Source organism: Bacillus sp. FSL R9-9492 (assembly GCF_038007365.1).
In the GTDB taxonomy this organism is placed as follows: Bacteria; Bacillota; Bacilli; order Bacillales; family Bacillaceae_G; genus Bacillus_A; species Bacillus_A mycoides.
The window spans coordinates 3028092-3051259 of record NZ_JBBOXC010000001.1 but is presented as its reverse complement, the minus strand read 5'-3'; the positions used below and the strand labels follow the sequence as shown (position 1 = coordinate 3051259).

Annotated in this window: 19 protein-coding genes, 5 pseudogenes and 3 other annotated features; of the genes and pseudogenes, 15 read left to right on the top strand and 9 right to left on the bottom strand. The window is 34.4% G+C overall.

The genetic code is table 11. From position 1 onward, the window contains the following. Positions 1-35: 35 nt before the first annotated feature. Positions 36-572, top strand: a complete 537-nt coding sequence (locus tag MKY70_RS15620; RefSeq protein ID WP_341025093.1) for a DinB family protein — start codon at positions 36-38, stop codon at positions 570-572. Positions 573-778: 206 nt separating this feature from the next. On the opposite strand, the pseudogene MKY70_RS30840 reads toward MKY70_RS15620, so the two are convergent. Together MKY70_RS30840 and MKY70_RS15615 are read right to left on the bottom strand one after the other, a co-directional pair. Continuing rightward, positions 779-910, bottom strand: a pseudogene (locus tag MKY70_RS30840) (hypothetical protein); the annotation flags it as partial. A gap of 34 nt (positions 911-944) precedes the next feature. Next, the gene (locus tag MKY70_RS15615) at positions 945-1427 is read right to left on the bottom strand and encodes a hypothetical protein (protein ID WP_341025092.1); all 483 of its coding nucleotides are present in this window, start codon (positions 1425-1427) and stop codon (positions 945-947) included. A 130-nt stretch (positions 1428-1557) separates the two neighbouring features. Here MKY70_RS15615 and MKY70_RS15610 point away from each other — a divergent pair. Then, positions 1558-1697: pseudogene (locus MKY70_RS15610) on the top strand (sigma-70 family RNA polymerase sigma factor); the annotation flags it as partial. Between the two features lie 90 nt (positions 1698-1787). Further along, positions 1788-2333, top strand: a complete 546-nt coding sequence (locus MKY70_RS15605; RefSeq protein WP_012261165.1) for an NADPH-dependent FMN reductase — start codon at positions 1788-1790, stop codon at positions 2331-2333. A gap of 99 nt (positions 2334-2432) precedes the next feature. Here MKY70_RS15605 and MKY70_RS15600 read toward each other — a convergent pair whose 3' ends face one another. Then, entirely contained in the window at positions 2433-2918 is a 486-nt protein-coding gene (locus MKY70_RS15600) for a GNAT family N-acetyltransferase (protein ID WP_060750453.1), read from the bottom strand. A gap of 52 nt (positions 2919-2970) precedes the next feature. Then, positions 2971-3351, bottom strand: a complete 381-nt coding sequence (locus MKY70_RS15595; protein WP_033709223.1) for a VOC family protein — start codon at positions 3349-3351, stop codon at positions 2971-2973. A gap of 260 nt (positions 3352-3611) precedes the next feature. Here MKY70_RS15595 and MKY70_RS15590 point away from each other — a divergent pair, with 260 nt between their 5' ends. From MKY70_RS15590 to MKY70_RS15580, 3 genes and pseudogenes are all read left to right on the top strand, one after another. Continuing rightward, the gene (locus MKY70_RS15590) at positions 3612-4103 is read left to right on the top strand and encodes a hypothetical protein (RefSeq protein ID WP_002032812.1); all 492 of its coding nucleotides are present in this window, start codon (positions 3612-3614) and stop codon (positions 4101-4103) included. A 216-nt stretch (positions 4104-4319) separates the two neighbouring features. Then, positions 4320-5960 (top strand): cell wall-binding protein EntB, encoded by a 1641-nt coding sequence (gene entB / locus MKY70_RS15585; RefSeq protein ID WP_341074529.1) that lies wholly within the window; start codon positions 4320-4322, stop codon positions 5958-5960. Positions 5961-6459: 499 nt separating this feature from the next. Further along, positions 6460-7134: pseudogene (locus MKY70_RS15580) on the top strand (hypothetical protein). 29 nt (positions 7135-7163) lie between these two features. Here MKY70_RS15580 and MKY70_RS15575 read toward each other — a convergent pair. Beyond that, the gene (locus MKY70_RS15575) at positions 7164-7667 is read right to left on the bottom strand and encodes a kinase (protein WP_341025089.1); all 504 of its coding nucleotides are present in this window, start codon (positions 7665-7667) and stop codon (positions 7164-7166) included. A gap of 220 nt (positions 7668-7887) precedes the next feature. Here MKY70_RS15575 and MKY70_RS15570 point away from each other — a divergent pair, with 220 nt between their 5' ends. Together MKY70_RS15570 and MKY70_RS15565 are read left to right on the top strand one after the other, a co-directional pair. Next, complete coding sequence (locus tag MKY70_RS15570; protein WP_060750456.1) at positions 7888-8427, top strand: GNAT family N-acetyltransferase; 540 nt, start codon at positions 7888-7890, stop codon at positions 8425-8427. A 42-nt stretch (positions 8428-8469) separates the two neighbouring features. Continuing rightward, on the top strand, positions 8470-8994 hold the full coding sequence (locus tag MKY70_RS15565; protein WP_341025086.1) for a cysteine hydrolase family protein: 525 nt from the start codon (positions 8470-8472) through the stop codon (positions 8992-8994). A 126-nt stretch (positions 8995-9120) separates the two neighbouring features. Here the strand turns inward: MKY70_RS15565 and MKY70_RS15560 are convergent. The 3 genes and pseudogenes from MKY70_RS15560 to MKY70_RS15550 form a co-directional block, all read right to left on the bottom strand. Next, positions 9121-9309: pseudogene (locus MKY70_RS15560) on the bottom strand (IS4 family transposase); the annotation flags it as partial. Between the two features lie 214 nt (positions 9310-9523). Beyond that, positions 9524-9808: pseudogene (locus MKY70_RS15555) on the bottom strand (hypothetical protein); the annotation flags it as partial. A 139-nt stretch (positions 9809-9947) separates the two neighbouring features. Continuing rightward, positions 9948-11177, bottom strand: a complete 1230-nt coding sequence (locus MKY70_RS15550; protein ID WP_341025083.1) for an ATP-grasp domain-containing protein — start codon at positions 11175-11177, stop codon at positions 9948-9950. Positions 11178-11307: 130 nt separating this feature from the next. Between MKY70_RS15550 and MKY70_RS15545 the strand changes: the two genes are divergently transcribed. Together MKY70_RS15545 and MKY70_RS15540 are read left to right on the top strand one after the other, a co-directional pair. Then, a complete protein-coding gene (locus MKY70_RS15545) occupies positions 11308-12405 on the top strand; it encodes a YheC/YheD family endospore coat-associated protein (RefSeq protein ID WP_131247707.1) in 1098 nt (365 codons plus the stop codon). A 278-nt stretch (positions 12406-12683) separates the two neighbouring features. Next, on the top strand, positions 12684-13214 hold the full coding sequence (locus MKY70_RS15540) for a hypothetical protein (protein WP_131247704.1): 531 nt from the start codon (positions 12684-12686) through the stop codon (positions 13212-13214). Positions 13215-13479: 265 nt separating this feature from the next. Here the strand turns inward: MKY70_RS15540 and MKY70_RS15535 are convergent, their stop codons facing one another. After that, complete coding sequence (locus tag MKY70_RS15535) at positions 13480-13917, bottom strand: YndM family protein (protein WP_341025076.1); 438 nt, start codon at positions 13915-13917, stop codon at positions 13480-13482. Between the two features lie 150 nt (positions 13918-14067). Here MKY70_RS15535 and MKY70_RS15530 point away from each other — a divergent pair, with 150 nt between their 5' ends. The 5 genes from MKY70_RS15530 to tyrA all read left to right on the top strand — a co-directional run bounded on the left by MKY70_RS15530 (position 14068) and on the right by tyrA (position 23153). Further along, positions 14068-17580 (top strand): DUF4020 domain-containing protein, encoded by a 3513-nt coding sequence (locus tag MKY70_RS15530; protein ID WP_341025073.1) that lies wholly within the window; start codon positions 14068-14070, stop codon positions 17578-17580. Positions 17581-17687: 107 nt separating this feature from the next. Next, positions 17688-17924 (top strand) — a binding site (T-box leader). 54 nt (positions 17925-17978) lie between these two features. Then, positions 17979-18215 (top strand) — a binding site (T-box leader). Positions 18216-18409: 194 nt separating this feature from the next. Beyond that, positions 18410-19486 (top strand): bifunctional 3-deoxy-7-phosphoheptulonate synthase/chorismate mutase, encoded by a 1077-nt coding sequence (locus tag MKY70_RS15525; RefSeq protein ID WP_002189979.1) that lies wholly within the window; start codon positions 18410-18412, stop codon positions 19484-19486. A 9-nt stretch (positions 19487-19495) separates the two neighbouring features. Then, positions 19496-19715, top strand: a binding site (T-box leader). A gap of 53 nt (positions 19716-19768) precedes the next feature. Then, a complete protein-coding gene (gene aroC, locus MKY70_RS15520) occupies positions 19769-20941 on the top strand; it encodes a chorismate synthase (RefSeq protein WP_328057266.1) in 1173 nt (390 codons plus the stop codon). Between the two features lie 18 nt (positions 20942-20959). Then, entirely contained in the window at positions 20960-22060 is a 1101-nt protein-coding gene (gene hisC, locus MKY70_RS15515) for a histidinol-phosphate transaminase (protein WP_131247698.1), read from the top strand. Further along, positions 22053-23153 carry a prephenate dehydrogenase gene (gene tyrA, locus MKY70_RS15510; protein WP_002084896.1) on the top strand — a complete coding sequence of 367 codons (1101 nt, stop codon included), beginning with the start codon at positions 22053-22055 and terminating at the stop codon, positions 23151-23153. The genes hisC and tyrA overlap by 8 nt, the downstream gene beginning before the upstream one ends. The last annotated feature ends 15 nt before the right edge of the window (positions 23154-23168 follow it).

Here is a 23168-nt window from a genome sequence, read left to right as displayed (position 1 = left end):
TTGTATATAAAGATAAAATAAAAAGGAGGATAAGCATGCAAAAGAGACCAGAAGCAAATGAATATAATCCGTATTATTCAACGTACATAAATTTAATACCAGATGGAGATATCGTACATATTTTAGAGCAACAAATGAAGGAAACAAATCTTTTATTGAAGGATATTTCTGATAGTGAGGGACATTTTCGATATGCTCCTAATAAATGGAGTATAAAAGAAGTAATCGGTCATATTGCGGATACTGAACGTATTATGGCATTTCGATTGCTTTCCATAGCAAGAGGCGAGACAGCAGAACTTCCTGGATATAACGATGATATGTATGTTCTTAGAGCAGCTTTTGATAAGCAATCTATGCAAGATCTTCTTGAGAATTTAATAGTTGTTCGCCAATCTACTATGCATTTGCTTAAAAGTTTAGATAAAGAAGCTTGGTTACAAAGGGGAATTGCGAACAATTCTGAAGTCACGGTTCTTGCATTAGCAAACATAATTGCTGGTCATGAGCTTCATCATCGTCAACTTGTAAAAGAACGTTATTTGGGTTCTAATGCATATCCAGCATGTTAAAATATGAAAATAAAAAGAGAATGATTCATAGGGGATTTCTGAATTATTCTCTTTTTATTTTTCTGCGTATCAGTGGAATTATAAATGTTTTTTTACAAGGTCTATTCCTTCTCGTTGATGCTAATAGGGGGCACTATACATGCCCATCAAGCTAAGGGTGGGTATTGGGGTTTGTGTAGCAATGGAACCAAATCACGCAATAAGCATTAGCGAATATTAGAAATAGTAAAAATGCCACTTTTTCCTGTTAAAACGAGGTGATTTAAAATTTCAAATTCTTCTTTTACAACAGTCGCTAGTCCATCAATTGATTTACGTAAATCTGTTGCCCCTTGTGCAAGATATACTTTTTATATTGTGATTTCTGACAGCTTATTTATTAGTAAATTCATCGGGAGTCCAAGTAGCGATTTCATTTCCAGGTGCAGCAACTACAAGCCAATCCTCAAATTGGACCCCAGCTTGCCAGCATTCATAGTGATTATGAAAACCATTTACAAACATGATTTGTCCGTTCTCAAATGTTATAAATAAATGCGGAGATTCATTAGCAAGTTGTATGTTTTTAACTTTTTGTCTTCTTACTTCAAAAATTCTCTTATATTCTTCCTCCTCAGTATAATCGTCAAATTCCTCCTCATTAGAAGGGTACTTTTCTGGTGGATTAATAAATAAAAACCATTTCGATTCGATGTTGACATATAATTGCCCATCATAGTCAACTGCAGCTTCAAAATTTGTAAAATGAATCTTTATAGTTGCTGGAGAAATACCAAATTGCAATCCATCAACTTGTGCTCCTATGAAGAGATGGTTTAATACATTTTCAGCATAAAGTTTGTCTTCTTTGTTCATTATACGAATCATCCTTTCTGTAAAATATATAGTATATCTTTATTGTAATAAATAAATTTTTATGTAAAATGAACCTTTTGTGAGAAACGGGCGAATATAGTGTGAAAGATCATGAGAGGGTAACGTAATTTTGGATGAAGTAGAATTAAAAGAATGGCTGTATAAAATGGAGTCTGGAGACCAAGAAGCCTTTCGAGTTATTTATAAATTAACAAGTAAAGATATTTATAGACAGTAGTATTTTTATTAGGGAATCAAAAGCAAGATGTCAAAATTGATGAATGTACAGCTTGTTAAATAGTTCAATATTTTTGATTTTTCTCTGGCTGCATAAGTATGATGTTTGTAGGAGGGGATCATATGAGTATACACAAAAAAATCATAGCGATTTCAGGAAGTATTAGGGAAGGATCATCCAACACAAACATATTAAAAACTTTAGCAGCATTTATTCCAGAAGGTATAGATTACACTATTTATAATGGGATAGAGGAACTACCTCATTTTAATCCGGATGTAGATCGAGTTGGAGCACCGGTTGTTGTTGAAGAATTTCGAAAGACATTAAGTGAAGCACATGCACTTATTATTTGTACACCAGAGTACGCAAAAAGTATTCCAGGAGTTTTGAAGAATGCATTAGAATGGCTTGTTTCATCAGCGGAACTTTATAAAAAGCCAGTTGCTATTATAACAGCTTCACCGTCGATTGCTGGAGGGGATAAAGCTCATGAATCATTATTACTTACGCTAGGTATGCTAGATACAATTGTCGTTCAAAATGGTTCGCTATTAATCCCATCTGTGCGCACTAAATTTAGTGATGATGCAAAAATAACAGATGAGGATACAAAGAAAGCTCTTATCTCTTTAGTTCAAAGTGTAGTAGACGAGATAAAGAAATAATGATTTAGTTCGTATTAAAGTGAAAATGGACTTTTATAATAATAAAAGATAAAAGCAATGCTACGGCTAGTTCAAATGTAGCATTGCTTTTTTATATATTTAAATATATGTACTCAAAATCTCCCCAGGTAATCCATCAATCTCGCAAACTTTTTCAGATGTAAAACCAACGTTTAGTAAAATCTTCCGAGAGGGGGTATTGCTCGGATCGATAATTGCCTTTAGTACGATTACATCTGTCTGCTTCGCTATATTTATTAATTCCTTTGCAATTGCACTACCATATCTTTTTCCCCAGTGCTCTGGCAAAATCATATACCCAATTTCAGCTTCTTTTACATTATCTTCATTCACTGTTACATGTCCAAGGCCGATAAATTCATTTGTTGCACTGTCATAAACTTTATAAGACCCAAACAGTTTATGCTTTTCATTGCGCCTTAACAATTTTTCATAGTCGTTTTGTGCCTCTTCTAGCGGAATAGCACGCTCTGTAATTTGTGCCATCACTCTTTCATTTGATACGAGCTGGAAATATGGACTAAAATCTGTTGCTTCAAATTTTTTGAAATGCAGTTTATGCATAGGGTTCCTCCAAACGAATTTTTATTAGTTCTTCAGAAAAGATAAACGATAGTTAAATAGTGATCTCTATTTGATTGCCTTCCGGATCACTAATTACACTTTCGTAATAGCCATCTCCAGTGAAACGTGGTCCATTTAATAAAGGAGAACCAGCTTCTTTTAACGTTTTTGTTAGTTCATTTACACGTTCTTCACTTTCAACTGAGAATGCCATATGTGCATAACCAGTAATATTAAGGTTAGGCTCATTTTCTATACCTTTTTTACGCATAAGTTCAAGCCTTGCTCCAGATTCGAACGTAATAAAATAAGATTCAAATTGCTTTGCTTCGTTATGATATAAAGAGTTTGCTTTACCGTTAAAGTACTTTGTATAGAAAGTACGCATTAATTCTAAATCATTTACCCAAATTGCTATATGTTCGATTTTCATTCGTTTCACCAATCCATTCTTTATGTAAATTAAAAAATATGTACTCTGTAATAATTAGCGAAATTCAACAACACTAATTAGATGTTCACTTTATTAAATTTGCATGCATATTGCAAGAAATAAGAATGGACGTTAGGAAAAAGCGGATTGTAATGAAAATTTTTATTAATGGTATTAGATAATTTTTAAGTCATAACATGCATACAATGTCTAATTAAGTGAATTACGTACGTCAAAATTTCAAATAAGGAGGGACATTTGTGGGGCAATTTGAACAAATGGTGATTGTCGGTATTTCCATGTCTTTTATACTGTCTATTATGATATTAGGGTCTACATATTATAATCCTCGCCTTTGGTTAAATGATTATCCGAAAGATATTCAAAAAGTAGTATTGCCAAAATCGATAAATGAAAAAAAACAAACATTTTATTTCGGAATTATTTACAATATTATTCTCTTCGGAACGCCTTTAGTTTCTACATATATACTACATCACCATGGGAAATTATTGTATATTGAAGCCTATTTACATACTTTTGGGATTGTAATGATTTTCAATTTAGTAGATTTATTAATAATCGATTGGCTTATATTTTGCTGGATTACTCCAAGATTTGCTGTTATTCCTAGTACTGAGGGAATGAAAGGATATAAAGACTATAAGTTTCACTTAAGAGGTGCAATAGCTGGAACGCCATTTTTAGCAATTGTAAGTTTATTTTTGGCTGGAATTGCGACAACTATCTAGTGTGAAGTAGAAGGTCATGAAGAGTTTATAGAAGATAAGTAGATTTATAATGTATAGAATTAGAAATGAAAATTTGATAATATTGGAGTAGGAAGTTTTAAAAACAGTATATTAAGTGGTATTAATATACTGTTACAAATGTTTTGATACTCTGTGGAACCCCCTAATTTTATGGAAGGATTTCATAGAATTCAAAAAAATGTAATGGAGGCTATTATGAAAAAAATAATTGGCGCAGCAACAGCAACAGTTCTTGGATTGGGGGCTTTTACCACATCTGCTATCGCAGAAACTATCGTAACAGCGGATGTACTCAACGTACGTGAAAAGCCAACTACGGAATCAAAAGTTGTCGAAAAAGTAAAAGAAGGACAAAAGTTAAAGGTCATACATACTGAAGAAGGATGGTCAAAAATTGATTTAAATGGTAAAGAATTGTTTGTAAGTTCGGAGTATACAAAAGATATTTATCATGTAACAGCAAACCTATTAAATGTACGTACTGAAGCAAACACAGAATCAGAAATTCTTGGCAGACTGAAACAAGATGATGTAATTGAATCAACACATCAAGTAAAAGATGGATGGCTGCAATTTGAGTATAAAGGAAAAACAGCCTATGCAAATGTTTCTTTCCTATCAAGTACAGCACCAATTGAAAAGAAAGCTGAAGAGAAAACGAAGCGAGTAGCGAAAGTACAAAAGAAAGTACAAAAAGCAGTTAAAGCAAAGGAAGAAGTAAAAACGCAGAAAGAAGTAAAAGTACAAGAAATAGCAAAAGCGAAAGAAACAACAAAAGAGCAGAAAGAAGTGAAGGTAAAAGAAATAGCAAAGCCTAAAGAAGAAGCGAAAGTAACAGAGAGAGTAAAAGTTAAGGAAGAAACGAAAGCAGAAGAAATAGTAAAGCCTAAAGAAGAAGCAAAAGTAACAGAGAGAGTAAAAGTTAAGGAAGAAACGAAAGCAGAAGAAATAGTAAAGCCTAAAGAAGAAGCAAAAGTAAAAGAAATAGAAAAAGAAGAAGCGAAAGCGCAAGAAATAGCAAAGGCTAAGGAAGAAGCAAAAGCACAAGAAATAGCAAAAGCTAAGGAAGAAGCAAAAGTACAAGAAATAGAAAAAGTAAAAGAAGAAGCGAAAGCGCAAGAAATAGCAAAGGCTAAGGCTAAGGAAGAAGCAAAAGCACAAGAAATAGCAAAAGCTAAGGAAGAAGCAAAAGCACAAGAAATAGCAAAAGCTAAGGAAGAAGCAAAAGCACAAGAAATAGCAAAAGCTAAGGAAGAAGCAAAAGCACAAGAAATAGCAAAAGCTAAGGAAGAAGCAAAAGCACAAGAAATAGCAAAGGCTAAGGAAGAAGCAAAAGCACAAGAAATAGCAAAAGCTAAGGAAGAAGCAAAAGCACAAGAAATAGCAAAAGCAAAAGAAGAAGCAAAAGCGCAGGAAATAGCAAAGGCTAAGAAAGAAGCGCAAGCACGAGAAATAGAAAAAGCGAAAGAAGAAACGCAAGCAAAAGAAGCAACAAAGACACAAGAAGTATCTAAAAATAACACACAGTCTGCTAAACGTGAATTAACGGTAGTAGCGACAGCATATACTGCTGATCCAAGTGAAAATGGTACATATGGTGGACGCGTTTTAACTGCGATGGGTCATGATTTAACGGTAAATCCTAATATGAGAATTATCGCAGTAGATCCGAAGGTAATCCCATTAGGATCTAAAGTATGGGTAGAAGGTTACGGAGAAGCTATTGCTGGTGATACTGGTAGTGCTATTAAAGGAAATCGTATTGATGTTTTAATGGGTTCAAAAAGTAAAGCTATGAACTGGGGAAGACAAACTGTTAAAGTAAAAGTTTTATAATAATGGTTATCCAAATATAAGTCAGTTCTCTTTATTGAGACTGGCTTTTATTTTTTACCTTAATGTGATTCATTGGAAAAATTTGAAGTATATGTAAAATAATAAAACCTTAATTTTGCTGCTGAGTACCGTGAGCAGTAAAAGTAACCCTATTGAATTATATAATCCTTATTTGTATTTCTGACAACCATATTGTTCTTCTATCACTATTAAAATACAATTAGATAAATAGGAAAAAATATTCATAAAATAGTAATTGTTTTATTTAGTCTTATACTAGGGTTTATAACGTTCCAAATCCCTATAGTGTCAGAATGGATACAGAACTCAGTCTTCTTGTAAATTGTTATTATTTTATTATCGTATTCATACCAAAAAGATAACGGTGATAAGAATGAGAAAAATGATGATTAGCAACAATAAAAAATGTTTTATGTACCGAAAGTTATTAAAAGATTAGTATCGAGGATTACCTTTATAAGCGAGAAGAGGATAGAATATGACAATGGAATTATATGGCGAACATTGGGATGGAATAAAAGGGTATAGAGTAATGGAAGGGAAAGATTCATATAATCATTATTTCGGTGGTCAAGATTGTGAAGTACCATTGTGTAAGTTATGCGGTGAGAAAATGCATCAAATTTTTTGTTTTGATTTGAAAGATGAGAAACTTGCTGAACTTAAAAATGATGAATTGATTGTATTACCATTCATCTCTTGCTTGAATTGTGCGATGGTGTGGGAGTCGCAATATTTTTAATTAAGTAATGGGGGAAAAACGGTACAAATAATAAAACAAGACAATACGGAAGAGTGGATTATGGAAGCTGAGTATAAGCTACCGGTCAATCTTCCAAAAACTAATGTAAAGCTAACGAATATGAAAAATGAAGATATACCTACTGATGAAGATAGTTACTGGGAAGCTTTTGACTTATTCGGTTCGGAATATGTATGTAGATTGTTAGGAGCGCCCCTATACGATGATGTTCCAGAAGATTTAGGATGTCCAACTTGTTCGAAAGAGATGAAATATGTTGCTACAATTACACAAGATTTTGAAGAACGGGAACTTATTTCAGTAGTTGATTTTCTGTTCGGTGAGATGAATATATATTATTACTTATGTAAAGATTGTTCCGTTATGAAAACTGAAATACAAGGAACATAATAAAATAAGACTGACAAAAAGAGTCAGTCTTATTTTTGTATCGTAATATCAGTAATAATCGCATGAAATATATCTTTTTGCGTGAAATCATCTGTAAAAACAGTCTCTCTATTAACCTCAATTGTATCGTGTGGGTTATACCATTTACTCAATAAATCTTTTCCAAATTCAAGTCGTTTTTCTCTAGTATTATGCCGTCTAATCGTTTCTTCAAGTGATAAGTCAAAATAATATGTATAAGCGTTTCCTTCGAAATAATGTATTAATTCTCTTAACATTTCACCGTACCTATGACTGTTTAGTATTCCTTCTAAAATAACAAATTCACATTTTCCTTTTCCGTACTTCGTAATTTCAAATAGTAAATCATGAGATAAGTTACCCATTGTATCGTGAACTTTTAGCATATCTCTGCGCACGACGTCTTGTGAGACTAGAAGTGTTCCTTGCCCGAAATGCTCTTGCAGTTCTTTTGCGATAGTTGTCTTGCCGCTTGCGGAGTTTCCTCGAAGAATAATTAATGTTGATTTCAAAGTCTCATCTCCAAATTGTTTTAGTTTTTTAGGTCCTGTTACAAAAGAACTTCATTATGAGAAACATTCTTTTAGTTAGTTAAATAATAGTTTATGATACTCAGTATAGGTTGAACAGAATAATTTCTTATTGTGGGATTACGCAAGTAAAGCTGTTTGAAAAATTTACTATCCGCATATAGAAAAGTTATTATAAGAGTAACTAATAAGGAGGTGACCTATGTTATTCCAAAAGGGACAATTATTAGTTAGATACGTAATAAAAAACGATGCACCTATCATTTCAAAATGGCTAACAGACCCAGAAGTCCTGCAGTATTACGAAGGACGAGATAATCCGCAATCTGTAGAAAAGGTGCTTGATCATTTTATACATCATCCAAACGGTCATGAAAAAAGATGTTTAATAGAATTTGATGCCGTTCCAATCGGTTACATTCAAATGTATCCAGTTGATTCTGAATGGAAAGCGTTATATGGATATGAAGAATCGCAGAATGTATGGGGCATGGACCAATTTATCGGTGAACCGATCTTTTGGGGAAAAGGAATTGGAACAAAACTTGTTCAAGCAGCAATTACATACATAATGGAGAACTTAGGAGCAGAAGCGATAGCGATGGATCCTAAAGTAAATAATGAACGTGCGATAAGCTGTTATGAAAAATGCGGGTTTAAAAAGGTGAAAGTACTAGAGAAACATGAACTGCATGAAGGGAAATTAGAAGATTGTTGGATGGTAGAATATAAACAATTATAATAAATATGCAGGGGCTTATAAAAATAAAGGGGGATGCGCGAAATGAAAAAAGCATTAATAGTTATTGATGTGCAAGCGGGTATGTATACAGCAGGAATCCCAGTACATAATGGGGAAAAGTTTTTAGAAACGTTGCAAGAGCTCATTGGGGAATGTCGTTCAAATGGTATTCCGGTTATTTATGTACAACATAACGGGCCAAAAGATCATCCGTTAGAAAAAGGTACAGATGGCTGGAAAGTGCATGCGGCGATTGCTCCGCGAGAAGGGGAGCTTGTCGTTGAAAAGACGACTCCAGACTCATTCCATAAGACAAACTTAAACGAAGTGTTACAAGGAAAAGGGATTGAGCATGTTATTATTTCAGGAATGCAAACAGAGTACTGTGTTGATACGACAACGCGAAGAGCGTTTAGTGAAGGGTATAAAGTAACATTAGTGAGTGATGCGCATAGTACGTTTGATACAGATGTATTGCGTGCTGAAGATATTGTGAAACATCATAACTTAGTGTTTGGAGCATTTGCTGATGTTGTTGCATTTAAAGATTTGAAAGTGGAAGCATAAGTGGGAAAGTGGCTGTCTCTAAAAGAGTGGCCGCTTTTTTTATTTGAAAACAAGTTGTCGAAGTGAGTCGATAAATCGATTTCAAATAAAAAAATGCCGGGAAATTTCGATTTACGGTCGATATAGAGTGAGGGAATCACTTGCTACGTGTTGATTAATCCAAATACATAAAGCGACCAAATTTTGAGCACCGTACTTACTTTTACGTTTTACGAAACCCGTCTCCTGCGCGAGCTGTTGAAGGATGTTTGGAGATAGAAATCACTGTAGTTTTTCAGCGAATAAATGAAACTCATCTTGAATCGATAGAGTCATACAAAACACCATCCTTTCTGTATATTTCTAAAAAAAATAGCATCTTTTTTGATTATATGGATACAAATTAATCTTAGCTTGATCGCGATGTGGTGCTATCCCTTGAAGGGAAAATTCACTATCATAATCCGTATAATTAGTGTTTTGCACTTCTCTACTAAATACACATCTACAAATTAGACATTCCCCTGTTCCTATACTTTATTATGACTCCTTAGGCAGTTTTCTCTGTCTTAAATACCCAGTGTAGAAGAGTTGGTTGATAATTTGGTATCATCCACTCAAAAATTTTGCCGATAAAATGGGCGGCAATTAGTGTACCGATTCTGATCGAGCCTAATGATTGAATGAAAATTACACATATTGTACCAGCCACACAAATATTTATTAAATCGCTTGAAATTTTTGCGTTACCGAATTTCAAATTAAATTTTTCACTAATTGCATAAGTTAACGCATCGTACGGCATTAATGGGAGTTTCGCTGGTGTATAGCCCATATAAAAAAGCTCACTTCTCATATAAAAATAGATGAGGAGTGAGCTTTTTTATTATGAGTAATGACAGATTATAATAATTAGAGTTATAAGAGATATGATGTTTAGTATATTTTTATCTGTTGGTGTATATATGTTGTTTTTATTCTTTTTGGATTTCAAATGAAATTTCTTTAGCTGCTTCTAAAGCAATTTTTTTAGCTTTTGTTTTAAAATAGGCTGCTGCTAAAACGTATCCACATCGATGTCCCATTGATGTAGGTGGTTTTAAGATAGTTCCTTTTTTAGGTTTTATATAGACTTTCTCTACACCAGGATATTTAGAACTACGGTTTTTTCCTGTAACTCGAATTAGTTTTCCTTTAAATTTAACTGTTAGGTAATGAGCGTACACATATTTATAATGTTTTTTATTTAGTGAAGGTTTATTTCCTAACATTAACTGAATAGTCTCTTGCACTAAGTTGATTCCATGTCCAATTTCAATTATGTCATTCATTGCTCCACCTGATATTCTGGGATTTATCTCAATTAATTTCCAAATATCTTTTATTCTACGAAGTTCTAGATGACACGCTCCATTTTTCATATTAAAAGCCTGAATAACAGAATTAACTGCATTGAAAAGACTATTATATAGTCTTTTGTCTACCTGTCCTAGTAAAGAATAACCAGTAACAATAAAGCGTTCAAAAAGTGTAATTTCTTGTTCAATTATTGCTATAATATGGACTTTTCCATCTTGAACTAAAATTTCAGCTAAGTACTGAGGTCCATCTATATATTCTTCAAGGAGAATTTCTTCATTAGGTAGTTTTTTTAAAAGACTTTGTATAGATAAGATTAATTGATCTTTATTTTTTACTAATAATACATCTTTTGATCCTGTTGATTTAGGGGATTTTACAATAAGAGGGAAATTCATCTCTTTAGTTTTTTCAAGAAAAGATGATAATGATTCTGTTGGTTTGTAAATTAAATAGTTGAGTGAGATTGGTAATTCTTTAAGTACATTACGAGTTAATATTTTGTTTTCCATACGATAGATAGCTTTAGTAGATACAATATGTGAATGTGAGCAAAACTTTTCTGATAAACGTGCAGCTACATAAACAAAAGGGTCAATAAAACTAAAGATCCCTTTTATGTTTTTTCCTGATTTTTTTAATTTTTCAATTGTTGTAATTATATTATCATAATCATTTATATCAGTGAAAATCATCTGATGTACATCAGGGAATGTAGTGCGTTCATTAATAAATTTTGTTTTTTTAGTTAACAAGACAGTAAAGAAATTAAGTTTTTCAGCTGCTTTGATTGCTTCCCTACTTGATCCAGATTTATTTGTTTCAATGAAAACGATAGTATCCATTTTATGTCACCTTAACCTTTATCATTTATCATTTTATAAAACCTCAGGTTTATTATTTCTATAGGTAGAATATTAAAATGAGGTTAAGCTTGTTCTGGATTTTTCGAAAAATGGTTGAATGAGGGAGAACATGAATATATATATAATGAATTTGATATTTGTTTTGAAAAAGATCTTTAGAAAGAAGGGAAGAAGAACCAACATGACTATAATTGGTATGCTTCATCATCGGAAAGATCCGAATGACGTAAAGAAAGCATATACTTATGCTGCTGTTGCTAAAGCTGAAGGTGTGGAATTTTTTTATTTTACTTTAGGGAAAGTAAATATAGAAACGAAGAAGATTTTAGGTAAAACTTATGAAAATGGTAAGTGGATTGAACAAGAATTTTCTTTTCCAGATGTTATTTACAATGCAAGTGTTCATGTTAGTGATAAAAATCAGCAAATTTATGATTATCTACATGAAAAAGTTCCTTTTACAAGTCATTCAATTGGAAATAAATTAAGTGTATATAACAGAATAAATAGAGCAAAAAAATTTAAGCAATATCTTATTCCTTTTTATGAATTAAATGATGTTAATAAGTTTTTTGACATGTTTAATCGTTTTGAAAAACTTATTATTAAACCAATTTCTGGACATCAAGGTAGTGGTATTATTTTCATTGAAAAAAATGGGATGAATTACAGTATGAATGATTCAGAACAAATTTCATCTATTAATAAAAAACAATTACGGAGCTTTATATCTGATAAGATTCAAGAGCAAGGTTACATAGTTCAACAGTTTATTTCATGTCAAATGAAATCTGGTCATGTTTATGATTTTCGATTGCATGTTCAAAGAAATGGGGAAGGAAGGTGGGTTGTTACTTCTATATTCCCGAGAATAGGTCCATTAGGAAGTATTGTATCAAATATGGCTAAGGGTGGTTACAGTACTTATTTAGATGTTTTTTTAAAAGCGGAGTTTGATAACGATTGGTATAATATTAAAAGGCATTTAGAACGATTTGCAGTAACTTTTGCTAACCATTTTAATTCTTTATTTAAGGATGTAGTATTTGATGAGTTAGGAATTGATGTAGGGATTGATAAAGATCAAAAATTGTGGTTATTTGAGGTGAATTGGAGACCAGGGGTACCTAATATATTTAATCTTGAATTAGATGTAGCTAGAAATTTAATTCACTATGCTAGATATTTGGCTGATAAATCTAAATAAAAAAAGGAAAGTAGAAAAATAAAATGAAACCTAGAAACCTTTATATACCAATGTTTCTACTAATCTCTCTTTCTATATTTCCTATAAGGTTATTCTCCATGCATCCCGAAATTCGGCGGATGCTGGACTGTCGTCAAGTCGACGTACCTAATACGAGCAAAATACCGGAACCTGATAATACACCCTTCATTGTGGGGGGGTACATATTTATAAAAAAAATACGCTTGTCCAATCCATTATCATTCTCCAGTCATTTAATATTACAAAGGGGGGAGAACATGGAAAACAATGAAAAAATCACGTTTCGATTTGTAAAAAAAGATGGAGAAGAAATTAATTTGGGAAATCTTGCTGATAAACGAAAAATTGTCATTGTCATTAATAATCAGATTACACTTGCACCGAATACAACACAAATTGCCAGTGGGGCCGGACAAAACAGTGCAGCAGGAAGTAATGCAGCAATTGATTCATCGAATACCAGACAGCAACAAACGGTGGGCGCTGGAGGAGAAGCCATAAATAAGGGAATTAGTGGGGACCAGATTGAGCCGCATAAAATGAAAAAAGAAACTTCGGATGAAGAGGCAGAATTTGTACTTATCATCAATAATCAAATTAATAAAACCCGTAAGGAACAGGCTAGTGCTACTCAAGTGGCAAGTGGTGGTGGAGAAGATAGTGCAGCGGGAACCAATGCTGCCATCGAAAGTTCTAATACTAAACAGCAACATGCAGTGGGAGGCGGAACAGATAGTTCGGCAGAAAATGCAGGTGAAGAAGGCGACCAAATAGAAAAATGCGATTAAAGAAAAGGGCAGAATCTGGATCTTCGGATACAGTTTCTGCCCTTTTCTTTAATTGGTTATTACAGTTAAGATGGTTTACTCTCGATAAACACTGTTTTTTACTTTTTTAGAAGGGGTAGCACACATGCCACGCTCATCAACATAAGCGTTTTATTACACCAAAAAACAAAAAATGTACAATTTCTCTTGGAGATGTCAATTTATTCGTTTTGGAGGGGATTAGCTTTTTTTAGCTTGATGGCGATGGAGCTCCTTCATCAAAACATTACTTCTTTTTATCTTTATCCAACACATTCTGTTCTTCAGCAAACTCCGTGCCATATGCAAACCGGCGATTAATTCGAATGTTATCATTGCTGTGCCTTGTGTGGGAATTAGAAAAGCGATGGACGATTACTTCTGATAATGTAAAGACGATGGCAGAAAGGATACTGCCCCATGCAATTTGCATGTAGTTGTCTAATAAAATATTACCAAAAATCCAAACGCTTAAATACGTAAGTAAGAAATCCGTCATAATGGCAGCGGAATTGCCAATTCGATTTAAAATAATTTTATCAACAAACATATAAGAAACGATTGTGACGAAGAGACTAAAAGAAATGATTTGGACGAGCGTTGCTGGGGAAAATAGAGCTAGTCCGATACTAAAAGCGATGATGCATGATATAAATTTGATAAGTATTACAGTAATATCACTCAATATTTACACCTCCCATTTATACATAGTTTTACAATAAATTCAGGAGTTCATACATTGGAACGGTTTAATTTATATAAAACTTTATCATGCTGAAATTTTATCTAAATATTAAAAAAACAATTAAAAAATGTTATAGTGAAATGAGAGCGTATGACATTTTTAGGTAAGGGGGAATCCGGGATGTGGATAACTTCAGAAGTAGAAATTCCAGATGAGTTAATCGATCACCTTGAACAAGGTAAGTTAGTATTATTCGTTGGAGCAGGAGTTTCTATGAAGGGGAAATCAAACTTACCGAATTTCGATGATTTAGTTGATGAAATTTCGAAAGCTTTATATGTCGAAAGGCGTGAGATGACAGAACCCCACGATTATTATCTCGGTAAAATTGCGAAAACGAAAGATGTGCATCAAGTTGCAAGAGACCTCGTTAATATAGAAAAATCAAAACCAAATCCATTACACTATGCGATTCCAAGGCTGTTTCCGTTAGATACAGATGTTCGAATTGTAACGACAAACTTTGATCAACATTTTACGTCTGTAATTACAGAAATGAATAGAGAGCTGAATATTTATTATGCACCTGCTTTACCGACAGGGAGAGCGTTTAAAGGGTTGGCTTACATACATGGGAATGTAGAACAAGAGAAAGAAGCTTTAATTTTAACGGATGGTGATTTTGGAAGGGCTTACTTAACAGAAGGATGGGCGAGACGATTTTTAGTTGATTTATTCTCAAATTACACTGTTTTATTCGTTGGGTATAGTCATAATGATCCTGTAATGAAATATTTAGCAACAGGCTTACCACCAAGTACAAGGCGTTATGCTTTCGTCGCACAAGGTGATAATACATATCATTGGGAGCATTTAGGGATAAGACCGATTGTGTATCCGAATAAAGCAAATAATCATCAGGCGCTTGTGAAAGCGGTGAAGCGGTGGGCGGAATTAATGGGGGATAATTATATTACGAAAAGAATGCGTATTCGTGATATTGTAACCGTTCCTCCATCAGTAGAGCAGGAGCAATTATCCTATATAAAACAGTCAATAAAAAAAATTGAAACCGTTCGGTACTTCGTTGAATTTGCTCGTGATTATGAATGGGTGGAATGGCTTGAAGCAGAAGGGAAACTAAGAAATTTATTTCTGCTTACAGCAAATTATGATGAAGTAGATGAATTGCTTGCGGAATGGTTAGTGGAGCAATTTCTATTTAGTCATCAAAAAGAACTATTTCAATTGATTTTTAAAAATCATTCTAAAATATCCCCGTTATGGTGGCGAATAATTTGTACTTACTTGAACGATACGAAAGAAACGATGGATCCTTTGTTGTTTGCAAAATGGACATTGCTTATATTAGAAACGGCAGAAAAAGATAGTAGCTCTATTGAAATGATTTCATACTTACTGCAAAAATGTTCTTTCCCAGAGCATAAAGAAATTGCTTTATTGTTACTAACGTTTATTTTAGATGGAAAACTAAAATTGAAGCGTGTAAGAAAATGGGGAAATGATACGCAAGAGTCGATTGAACTCGAGGAATCGAGTCGTATACCGATGCCTATTTTTTCTCATGTGGAGCGAATTTGGAAAGAGAAAATGAGACCACATATTACTTGCTACGCAAATCCGATTATGGTTACGGGGTTAGAAAAAATACAACTATTGTCATTAAGACAAAATGCACTGAAAAAAAGAGATAGAGAAATTTCAGAGCAGGAGTTACAGCAAAATGATTTTACATTTTTAATTCAAATTGTAAAAGAGTGTCTTACATATTTATGTGAAAACAATGAGAAAAAAGCAAATCATTATATTACAGAAATGATAGAAACTGATAGTGTACTTCAAAAGCGAATTGCAATTGAAGCAATGATTAATAATGTATTCGTTACAGCGGATGACAAACTGAAGTGGCTGTTACATGTAGATGTTCTGTTAGATTTCACATGTAAACATGAAGTGTTTCAACTTTTAAAGAATTATTACGCAGATGCTTTAGAGGAAACGAAAGAAGAAGTAATTCAACATGTATTAGAGTATCTTGCAGAAGAGAGGGCGTTTGATGCTTGTCTTGTATTAGACTTACTATTCACGTGTGATTCGAATAGTAAGTGTACGGCGGAAGGATACGAGCTAATGAAACAGAAACACCCCCATTTTTCTGCAGATCTATACAGTGTTCCAAAGAAAGAGGCAAATGAACAACGTATTACATGCAATGTAACAGCTGATGGATTACTGCAGCTGAAAGACGATGAAATAATGGAGCAAGTTCGGCAATTTTCAAGAGACGGTGTTTTTGAACAACGCCATTTTTTAGAGATGTTATCAAAAGCGTGTAAATTGAATGTAGAGTGGAGTATTTCGTTTGCTTATCAACTAGTAGGCGTGCACGAAATTAGTAATGAAGTATGGTTTGTGTGTATTAGAGAATGGCGGAATAATAGGAATTTAACGAGTGAGCAAATTCAAAGGATTATTCCGTTATTGCAGAAGTTTTCTCGAAATACTACTTTTCATTGGCTAATTAGTAGTTTTCTATATGAAATTAGCAATCGATTAGAAGAGCTAGAAGAAAACAGTATACGGGTTATAAAGCGCTTTGCTTTTTCAGTATTTCCACATGTTATGAGAGGGGAAACAGATTTTAAAATTGGAAAACAAGAGTTTTACAATGAGTCTATACAGCATCCTGTTGGGAAGATGACAGCTGTATTGCTAAAACTGTTAGCGTACGATCACTTATATGATCGCAATGTATATGAATATTTATTTTTATTTGAAGAACAGGTAAGGGTTACTTCGGAACGAACGAACTTTATGTTAGCTCGTTTAACAGCAGATATTACGTTTTTATACCATATTGAGAAGCAATGGTGTCGGAAAAATGTACTACCTTACTTAGATTTAAAGAAAGAAAGTGAGCTTACGAAATATGCGTGGGCGGGATTATGTTATACGCAAATTAATCTACCTTTGTTTACAGAAATAAGACGATATATTAAGTATGCAGTAGAACATTTAGATGCACTACATCCATATACGAGAGAAGCATTTTTAAAATGGCTTAGCTTTGTATTTATTAAATGCGTATTATATTGGGAACAAAAAACAGATTGGTTATATCCACTTTTGATGCAAGAAAACGAAGAGAATAAAATTAAGTTTATGCAGTATTTATGCTACTACGTAAAAACGTTAAGTGGTAAGGAACAACAAAAATTTTGGACAGCGTGGCTTAGTGTGTTTTTAAGAGAACGTCCGAAAATGGGCGTAATAACAACGAGAGAATATATGATGCTTTTACGTATTGTTTTATGCATGGATGAGGTTTTAGAAAAAGGATTAAATATTATTTCTAGTAAATTTCAAGGTGTGGAGGGACAATCTAATCAAGAAGAAATGAAACAGTTGTTTATAGAGATACTTGAAAAGAAAGAGCGTATGAAAGCGTATAAAGAATTGTATGCAAATGTGTTTTTCACTTTACTGCAGACGTGTCAAGAAGCCGATTTACTTGAAAGTGAGATCATACAAATAAAAGAACTATTAACCAGGTATGAAGTAGAAAGACATGTATTAAATTTAATAGAAAATGAAATAATTCGCATCGGAATCGTAACGGAGAATTTACAAGAGGAATCATAGGGCGGAAGTGGAATTTTTAAAAATATATAAAAAGTTATTGACAGTGTTTTGAAAAGCGTTCTATAATACGAATCATACTTATTCAATTTCAAAAACATTTGAATAAACAAAGTGCAATGAAGAGATCACAGTAGTGGTTAGTCTTACTGTAACAGAGAGCTGGTGGTTGGTGTGAACCAGTACAGGGATAATCATGAATTACAGTCTTGGAGCATCTTTTTCGTAGTAAAGATACTATTGTCTTTATGAAGGAAAAGCGGTCAAATGATCGTTAACAGTGAAGAGAGGTAGACAGAAATATAGTCTACAACTAGGGTGGTACCGCGATAAATATCGTCCCTACTGATTTATTCAGTAGGGACTTTTTGTATTTTAGTGGTCCAACTTGAAAATAAAATAGTCATGCATTGAAAGGAAAAGCAGTAGTTGTTGTTTCCCTGTAACAGAGAGCTGGTGGTTGGTGCGAACCAGTACAAAAACAAGAGCGAATTACAGTCCTGGAGCATCTTTTTCGTAGTAAAGATAGTTATTGTCTTTATGAAGGGAAAGACGGTCAGATGATCGTTAACAATGAAGAGAGGTAGGCGAAATAAGTCTACAACTAGGGTGGTACCGCGATAAATATCGTCCCTACTGATTGAATCAGTAGGGCTTTTTTGTACAAAAAAGTGGCTTATTAACTAGTAGTTAGTGTCTTTATGGTAATTATTAGTTTAAAATAAGAAGAGGTATCGATTCCACTTTAAATTTGTATAATTAACCAGTTCAGAAAATAGAGAATTTTTTATTCTCTTACTATACTTTTAAAACATTAGAGGAGGATTTCCAAATGGCAAATCATGAATTAGATCAATTACGTAAACAGGTAGATGAAATTAACTTACAACTATTACACCTATTAAACAAACGCGGTGAAATCGTTCAAAAGATTGGGGAGCAAAAACAAGTACAAGGTACGAAACGCTTTGATCCAGTACGTGAGCGTGAAGTACTTGATATGCTTGCAGAGCATAACGAAGGACCATTCGAAACGTCAACGATTCAACATATTTTCAAAACGATTTTCAAAGCAAGCTTAGAATTACAAGAAGATGATAACCGTAAAGCATTACTAGTTTCACGTAAAAAGAAAAAAGAAAATACAATTGTTAATGTTAAAGGTGAATTGATTGGAAACGGAACACAAACGTTCATCATGGGACCTTGTGCGGTAGAAAGTTTAGAGCAAGTTCGCCAAGTAGGGCAAGCTATGAAAGACCAAGGCTTAAAATTAATGCGCGGTGGTGCTTTCAAACCGAGAACATCTCCATACGATTTCCAAGGTTTAGGAGTAGAAGGTTTACAAATTTTACGCCAAGTAGCAGATGAGTTCGACTTAGCGATTATTAGTGAAATTTTAAATCCGAACGATGTGGAAATGGCGCTAGACTACGTTGATGTAATTCAAGTTGGTGCACGTAACATGCAAAACTTTGATTTACTACGAGCTGTAGGTAAGGTTAATAAGCCAGTATTACTAAAACGTGGATTAGCAGCAACAATTGATGAGTTCATTAATGCAGCGGAATACATTATTGCACAAGGAAACGACCAAATTATTCTATGTGAGCGTGGTATTCGCACATACGAAAGAGCGACACGTAACACATTAGATATTTCAGCAGTACCGATTTTAAAGAAAGAAACACATTTACCAGTTATCGTTGACGTAACACATTCAACTGGACGTAGAGATTTACTATTACCAACAGCGAAAGCGGCACTTGCTATTGGAGCAGATGCAGTAATGGCTGAAGTTCATCCAGACCCAGCAGTTGCGTTATCAGATTCTGCGCAACAAATGGATATTCCAGAATTCCATAGATTCATGGATGAGTTAAAAGGTTTCAAAAATAAATTATCTTAATTCCATATCATAAATGCACTGAAGAGGAAACAGTAGTGCTTATCTCACTGTTAAAGAGAGCTGATGGCCGGTGTGAATCAGTACAAAGGTAAGCATGAATTACAGCCTTGGAGCATCTTTCCCGCCAACTTTTGGAGAGAAAGACGGTCAAACGATCGTTAAAGAAGAAGAGAGGTAGACGAAAGAAGTCTACAACTAGGGTGGTACCGCGATAAACATCGTCCCTACTGAGCGCTCAGTAGGGACTTTTTTGTACAAAAAAATAGTAAAGGGGCAAGAGAAATGAGATACATTACAGCTGGAGAATCACATGGGCCGCAGTTAACAGTTATTTTAGAAGGTGTACCAGCAGGTTTAACATTAACAGCGGAACATATTAATAAAGAATTATTAAGAAGACAAAAAGGGCATGGGCGCGGAAGACGCATGCAAATTGAAACTGATACTGTTGAAATTGTAAGTGGTGTTCGTCACGGGATGACACTTGGATCACCGATTACGTTAATCGTAAAAAATGATGATTTCAAACATTGGACGAAAGTAATGGGTGCAGACCCGATTTCGGAGCAAGAAAGTAAAGAAATGAAACGTACTATAACGAAACCACGTCCAGGACATGCGGATTTAAACGGGGCAATTAAATACGGCCATCGTGATATAAGAAACGTATTAGAGCGCTCTTCTGCAAGAGAAACGACAGTTCGTGTTGCTGCTGGTGCAGTTGCGAAACAAATTTTGAAAGAATTAGGCGTGGAAATTGCAGGGCATGTTCTTGAAATTGGTGGGGTACAAGCGAAGCGTATTTCAAACTTACCAATTGAAGAAATTCAAACGATTACTGAAAATTCACCAGTTCGATGTTTAGATAAAGAAGTAGAACAAGAGATGATGAATGCGATTGATGATGCGAAAAGTAGCGGAGATTCTATAGGCGGTATTGTCGAAGTCATTGCAGAAGGAATGCCAATTGGAGTTGGTAGCTACGTTCATTACGACCGCAAATTAGATGCAAAACTTGCCGGTGCTATTATGAGCGTGAATGCGTTTAAAGGTGCTGAGATCGGAATTGGTTTTGAAGCGGCAAGACAGCCGGGAAGTAAAGTGCACGATGAAATTTTATGGGATGAAGAAAAAGGATACACGAGAAATACGAATAATGCCGGCGGTTTAGAAGGCGGTATGACAACAGGTATGCCAATTGTCGTAAGAGGCGTAATGAAGCCAATTCCTACATTATATAAACCGTTAGCAAGCGTAGATATTGATACGAAAGAAGCGTTCCAAGCGAGTATTGAGAGATCTGATAGCTGTGCAGTACCAGCAGCAGGTGTTGTAGCTGAAGCTGTCGTTGCATGGGAACTTGCCGGTGCACTAGTCGAGCAATTCGGAAAAGATCGCATGGAATTACTAAAACAAAATATTTCGCAACATAACAAATACGCAAAAGAATTTTAATGAAAAGGTGGATTTAACATGCGAGTAAAAGATCAACTATCATCATTACAACCGTATAAACCAGGTAAATCACCAGAGCAAATGAAAGAAGTATACGGGAATCATTCATTTGTTAAGTTAGCATCAAATGAAAATCCATTTGGCTGTTCACCTCGTGTTTTAGGAGAATTACAAAAATCGTGGCAGGAACATGCTTTATATCCTGACGGAGGTGCTGAAGTACTCCGTCAAACAATTGCAGAGAAATTACAAGTGCAAATGGAACAAGTGCTTTGTGGTAGTGGACTTGATGAAGTCATTCAAATTATAAGTCGTGCAGTGCTCTGTAAAGGAGATAATATCGTAACTGCTGGCGCGACATTCCCTCAGTACCGTCATCATGCAATTATTGAAGGCTGTGAAGTGAAAGAAATTTCTTTAAAGAACGGTGTATATGATCTAGATGAAATTTCTTCAGCAGTTGATGGACATACAAAAATCGTATGGATTTGTAATCCGAACAACCCGACAGGCACATATGTGAATGAGCGAAAATTGACTCAATTCATTGAAAGCATTAGTGAAAATACGTTAATTGTCATTGATGAAGCGTACTATGAATACGTAACAGCAAAAGATTTCCCTGAGACATTACCGCTTCTAGAAAAACATAACAACATTCTTGTACTTAGAACATTTTCTAAAGCGTACGGATTAGCTTCTTTCCGCGTTGGGTATGCGATTGGACAGGAAGAGTTAATCGAGAAATTAAATGTCGTACGTTTGCCATTTAACGTATCTTCATTAGCGCAAAAAGCAGCGACGATTGCTTTTAACGATGAAGCATTTATTGAAGAAATTGTACGTGTTAATACAGAGGGATTACAACAATACGAACGTTTTTGTACGGAAAATGAAATTCCATTTTATCCGTCGCAAACAAACTTCATCTTCTTACCAGTAGATAATGGGGGAGAGATTTATGAAGCTTGTGCACACACAGGGTTTATTATTCGTCCGTTCCCAAATGGTGTCCGTATTACAATCGGAACTAGGGAACAAAATGAAGGAGTGATTTCAGTGTTAAAACAACACTTTGAAAATAAAAAAGGTAAGTCTCGAGATGAGGCAAATGTGTAAAAAGGTAGTATTAATCGGTACTGGATTAATAGGAGGCTCTCTTGCATTAGCGATTAAAAAAGAGCACGATGTAACGATTATCGGTTATGACATATTTAAAGAGCAAGTAGAGCGCGCAAAAGAATTACATGTAGTTGATGAAGTAGCAGTAGATTTACAGCGTGCATGTGAGGAGGCAAATTTAATTGTATTTGCCTCTCCAGTTGAAGAAACGAAAAAGTTGTTACACAAACTTGCATCATTTCATTTACGAGAAGATGTCATTGTTACCGATGTAGGAAGTACGAAAGGGACAATCATGAATGAAGCGGAAGCTTTATTAACAAAGAAAGTTTCATTTATCGGCGGTCATCCGATGGCAGGTTCTCACAAAACAGGAGTTGAAAGTGCAAAGGCACACCTTTTTGAAAACGCATTTTACATTTTAACGCCAATGAATCACGTGCAGGCGGATCAAGTAGACGAGCTAAAAGAATGGTTAAAAGGAACAGGCTCTCATTTTCTTGTATTAAATACAAAAGAACATGATTATATAACAGGAATAGTTAGTCATTTCCCACATTTAATTGCAGCAGGATTAGTAAAACAAGTTGAGAAACATGCTGGTGATAATCCGCTTATTCATCAACTAGCGGCAGGCGGATTTAAAGATATAACACGTATTGCATCAAGTAGTCCGAAAATGTGGAGTGATATCGTAAAGCAAAATCGCGGGCATTTATTGGAACTATTAGAAGAATGGATTTCAGAAATGGAAGAGCTATATAAGACGGTTTCTAAAGGAGATGCAGGAGAAATACAAAGTTATTTTGCAGATGCGAAAGAATATCGTGACTCTTTACCAGTTCGAAAAAGAGGGGCGATTCCTGCCTATCACGACTTATACGTCGACGTTTTAGATAAAGTAGGGGCATTAGCCCATATCACAAGCATTCTAGCAGAAGAAGAAATTAGTATTACGAACTTGCAAATATTAGAAGCACGCGAAGGATTGCTCGGAGTTTTACGAATTAGTTTCCAAAGAGAAGAGGATCGAACGCAGGCAAAAATTGCGCTCGGAAAAGAAGAATACCAAACGTATGAAACAATTTAATGAGGAGGGTGACAA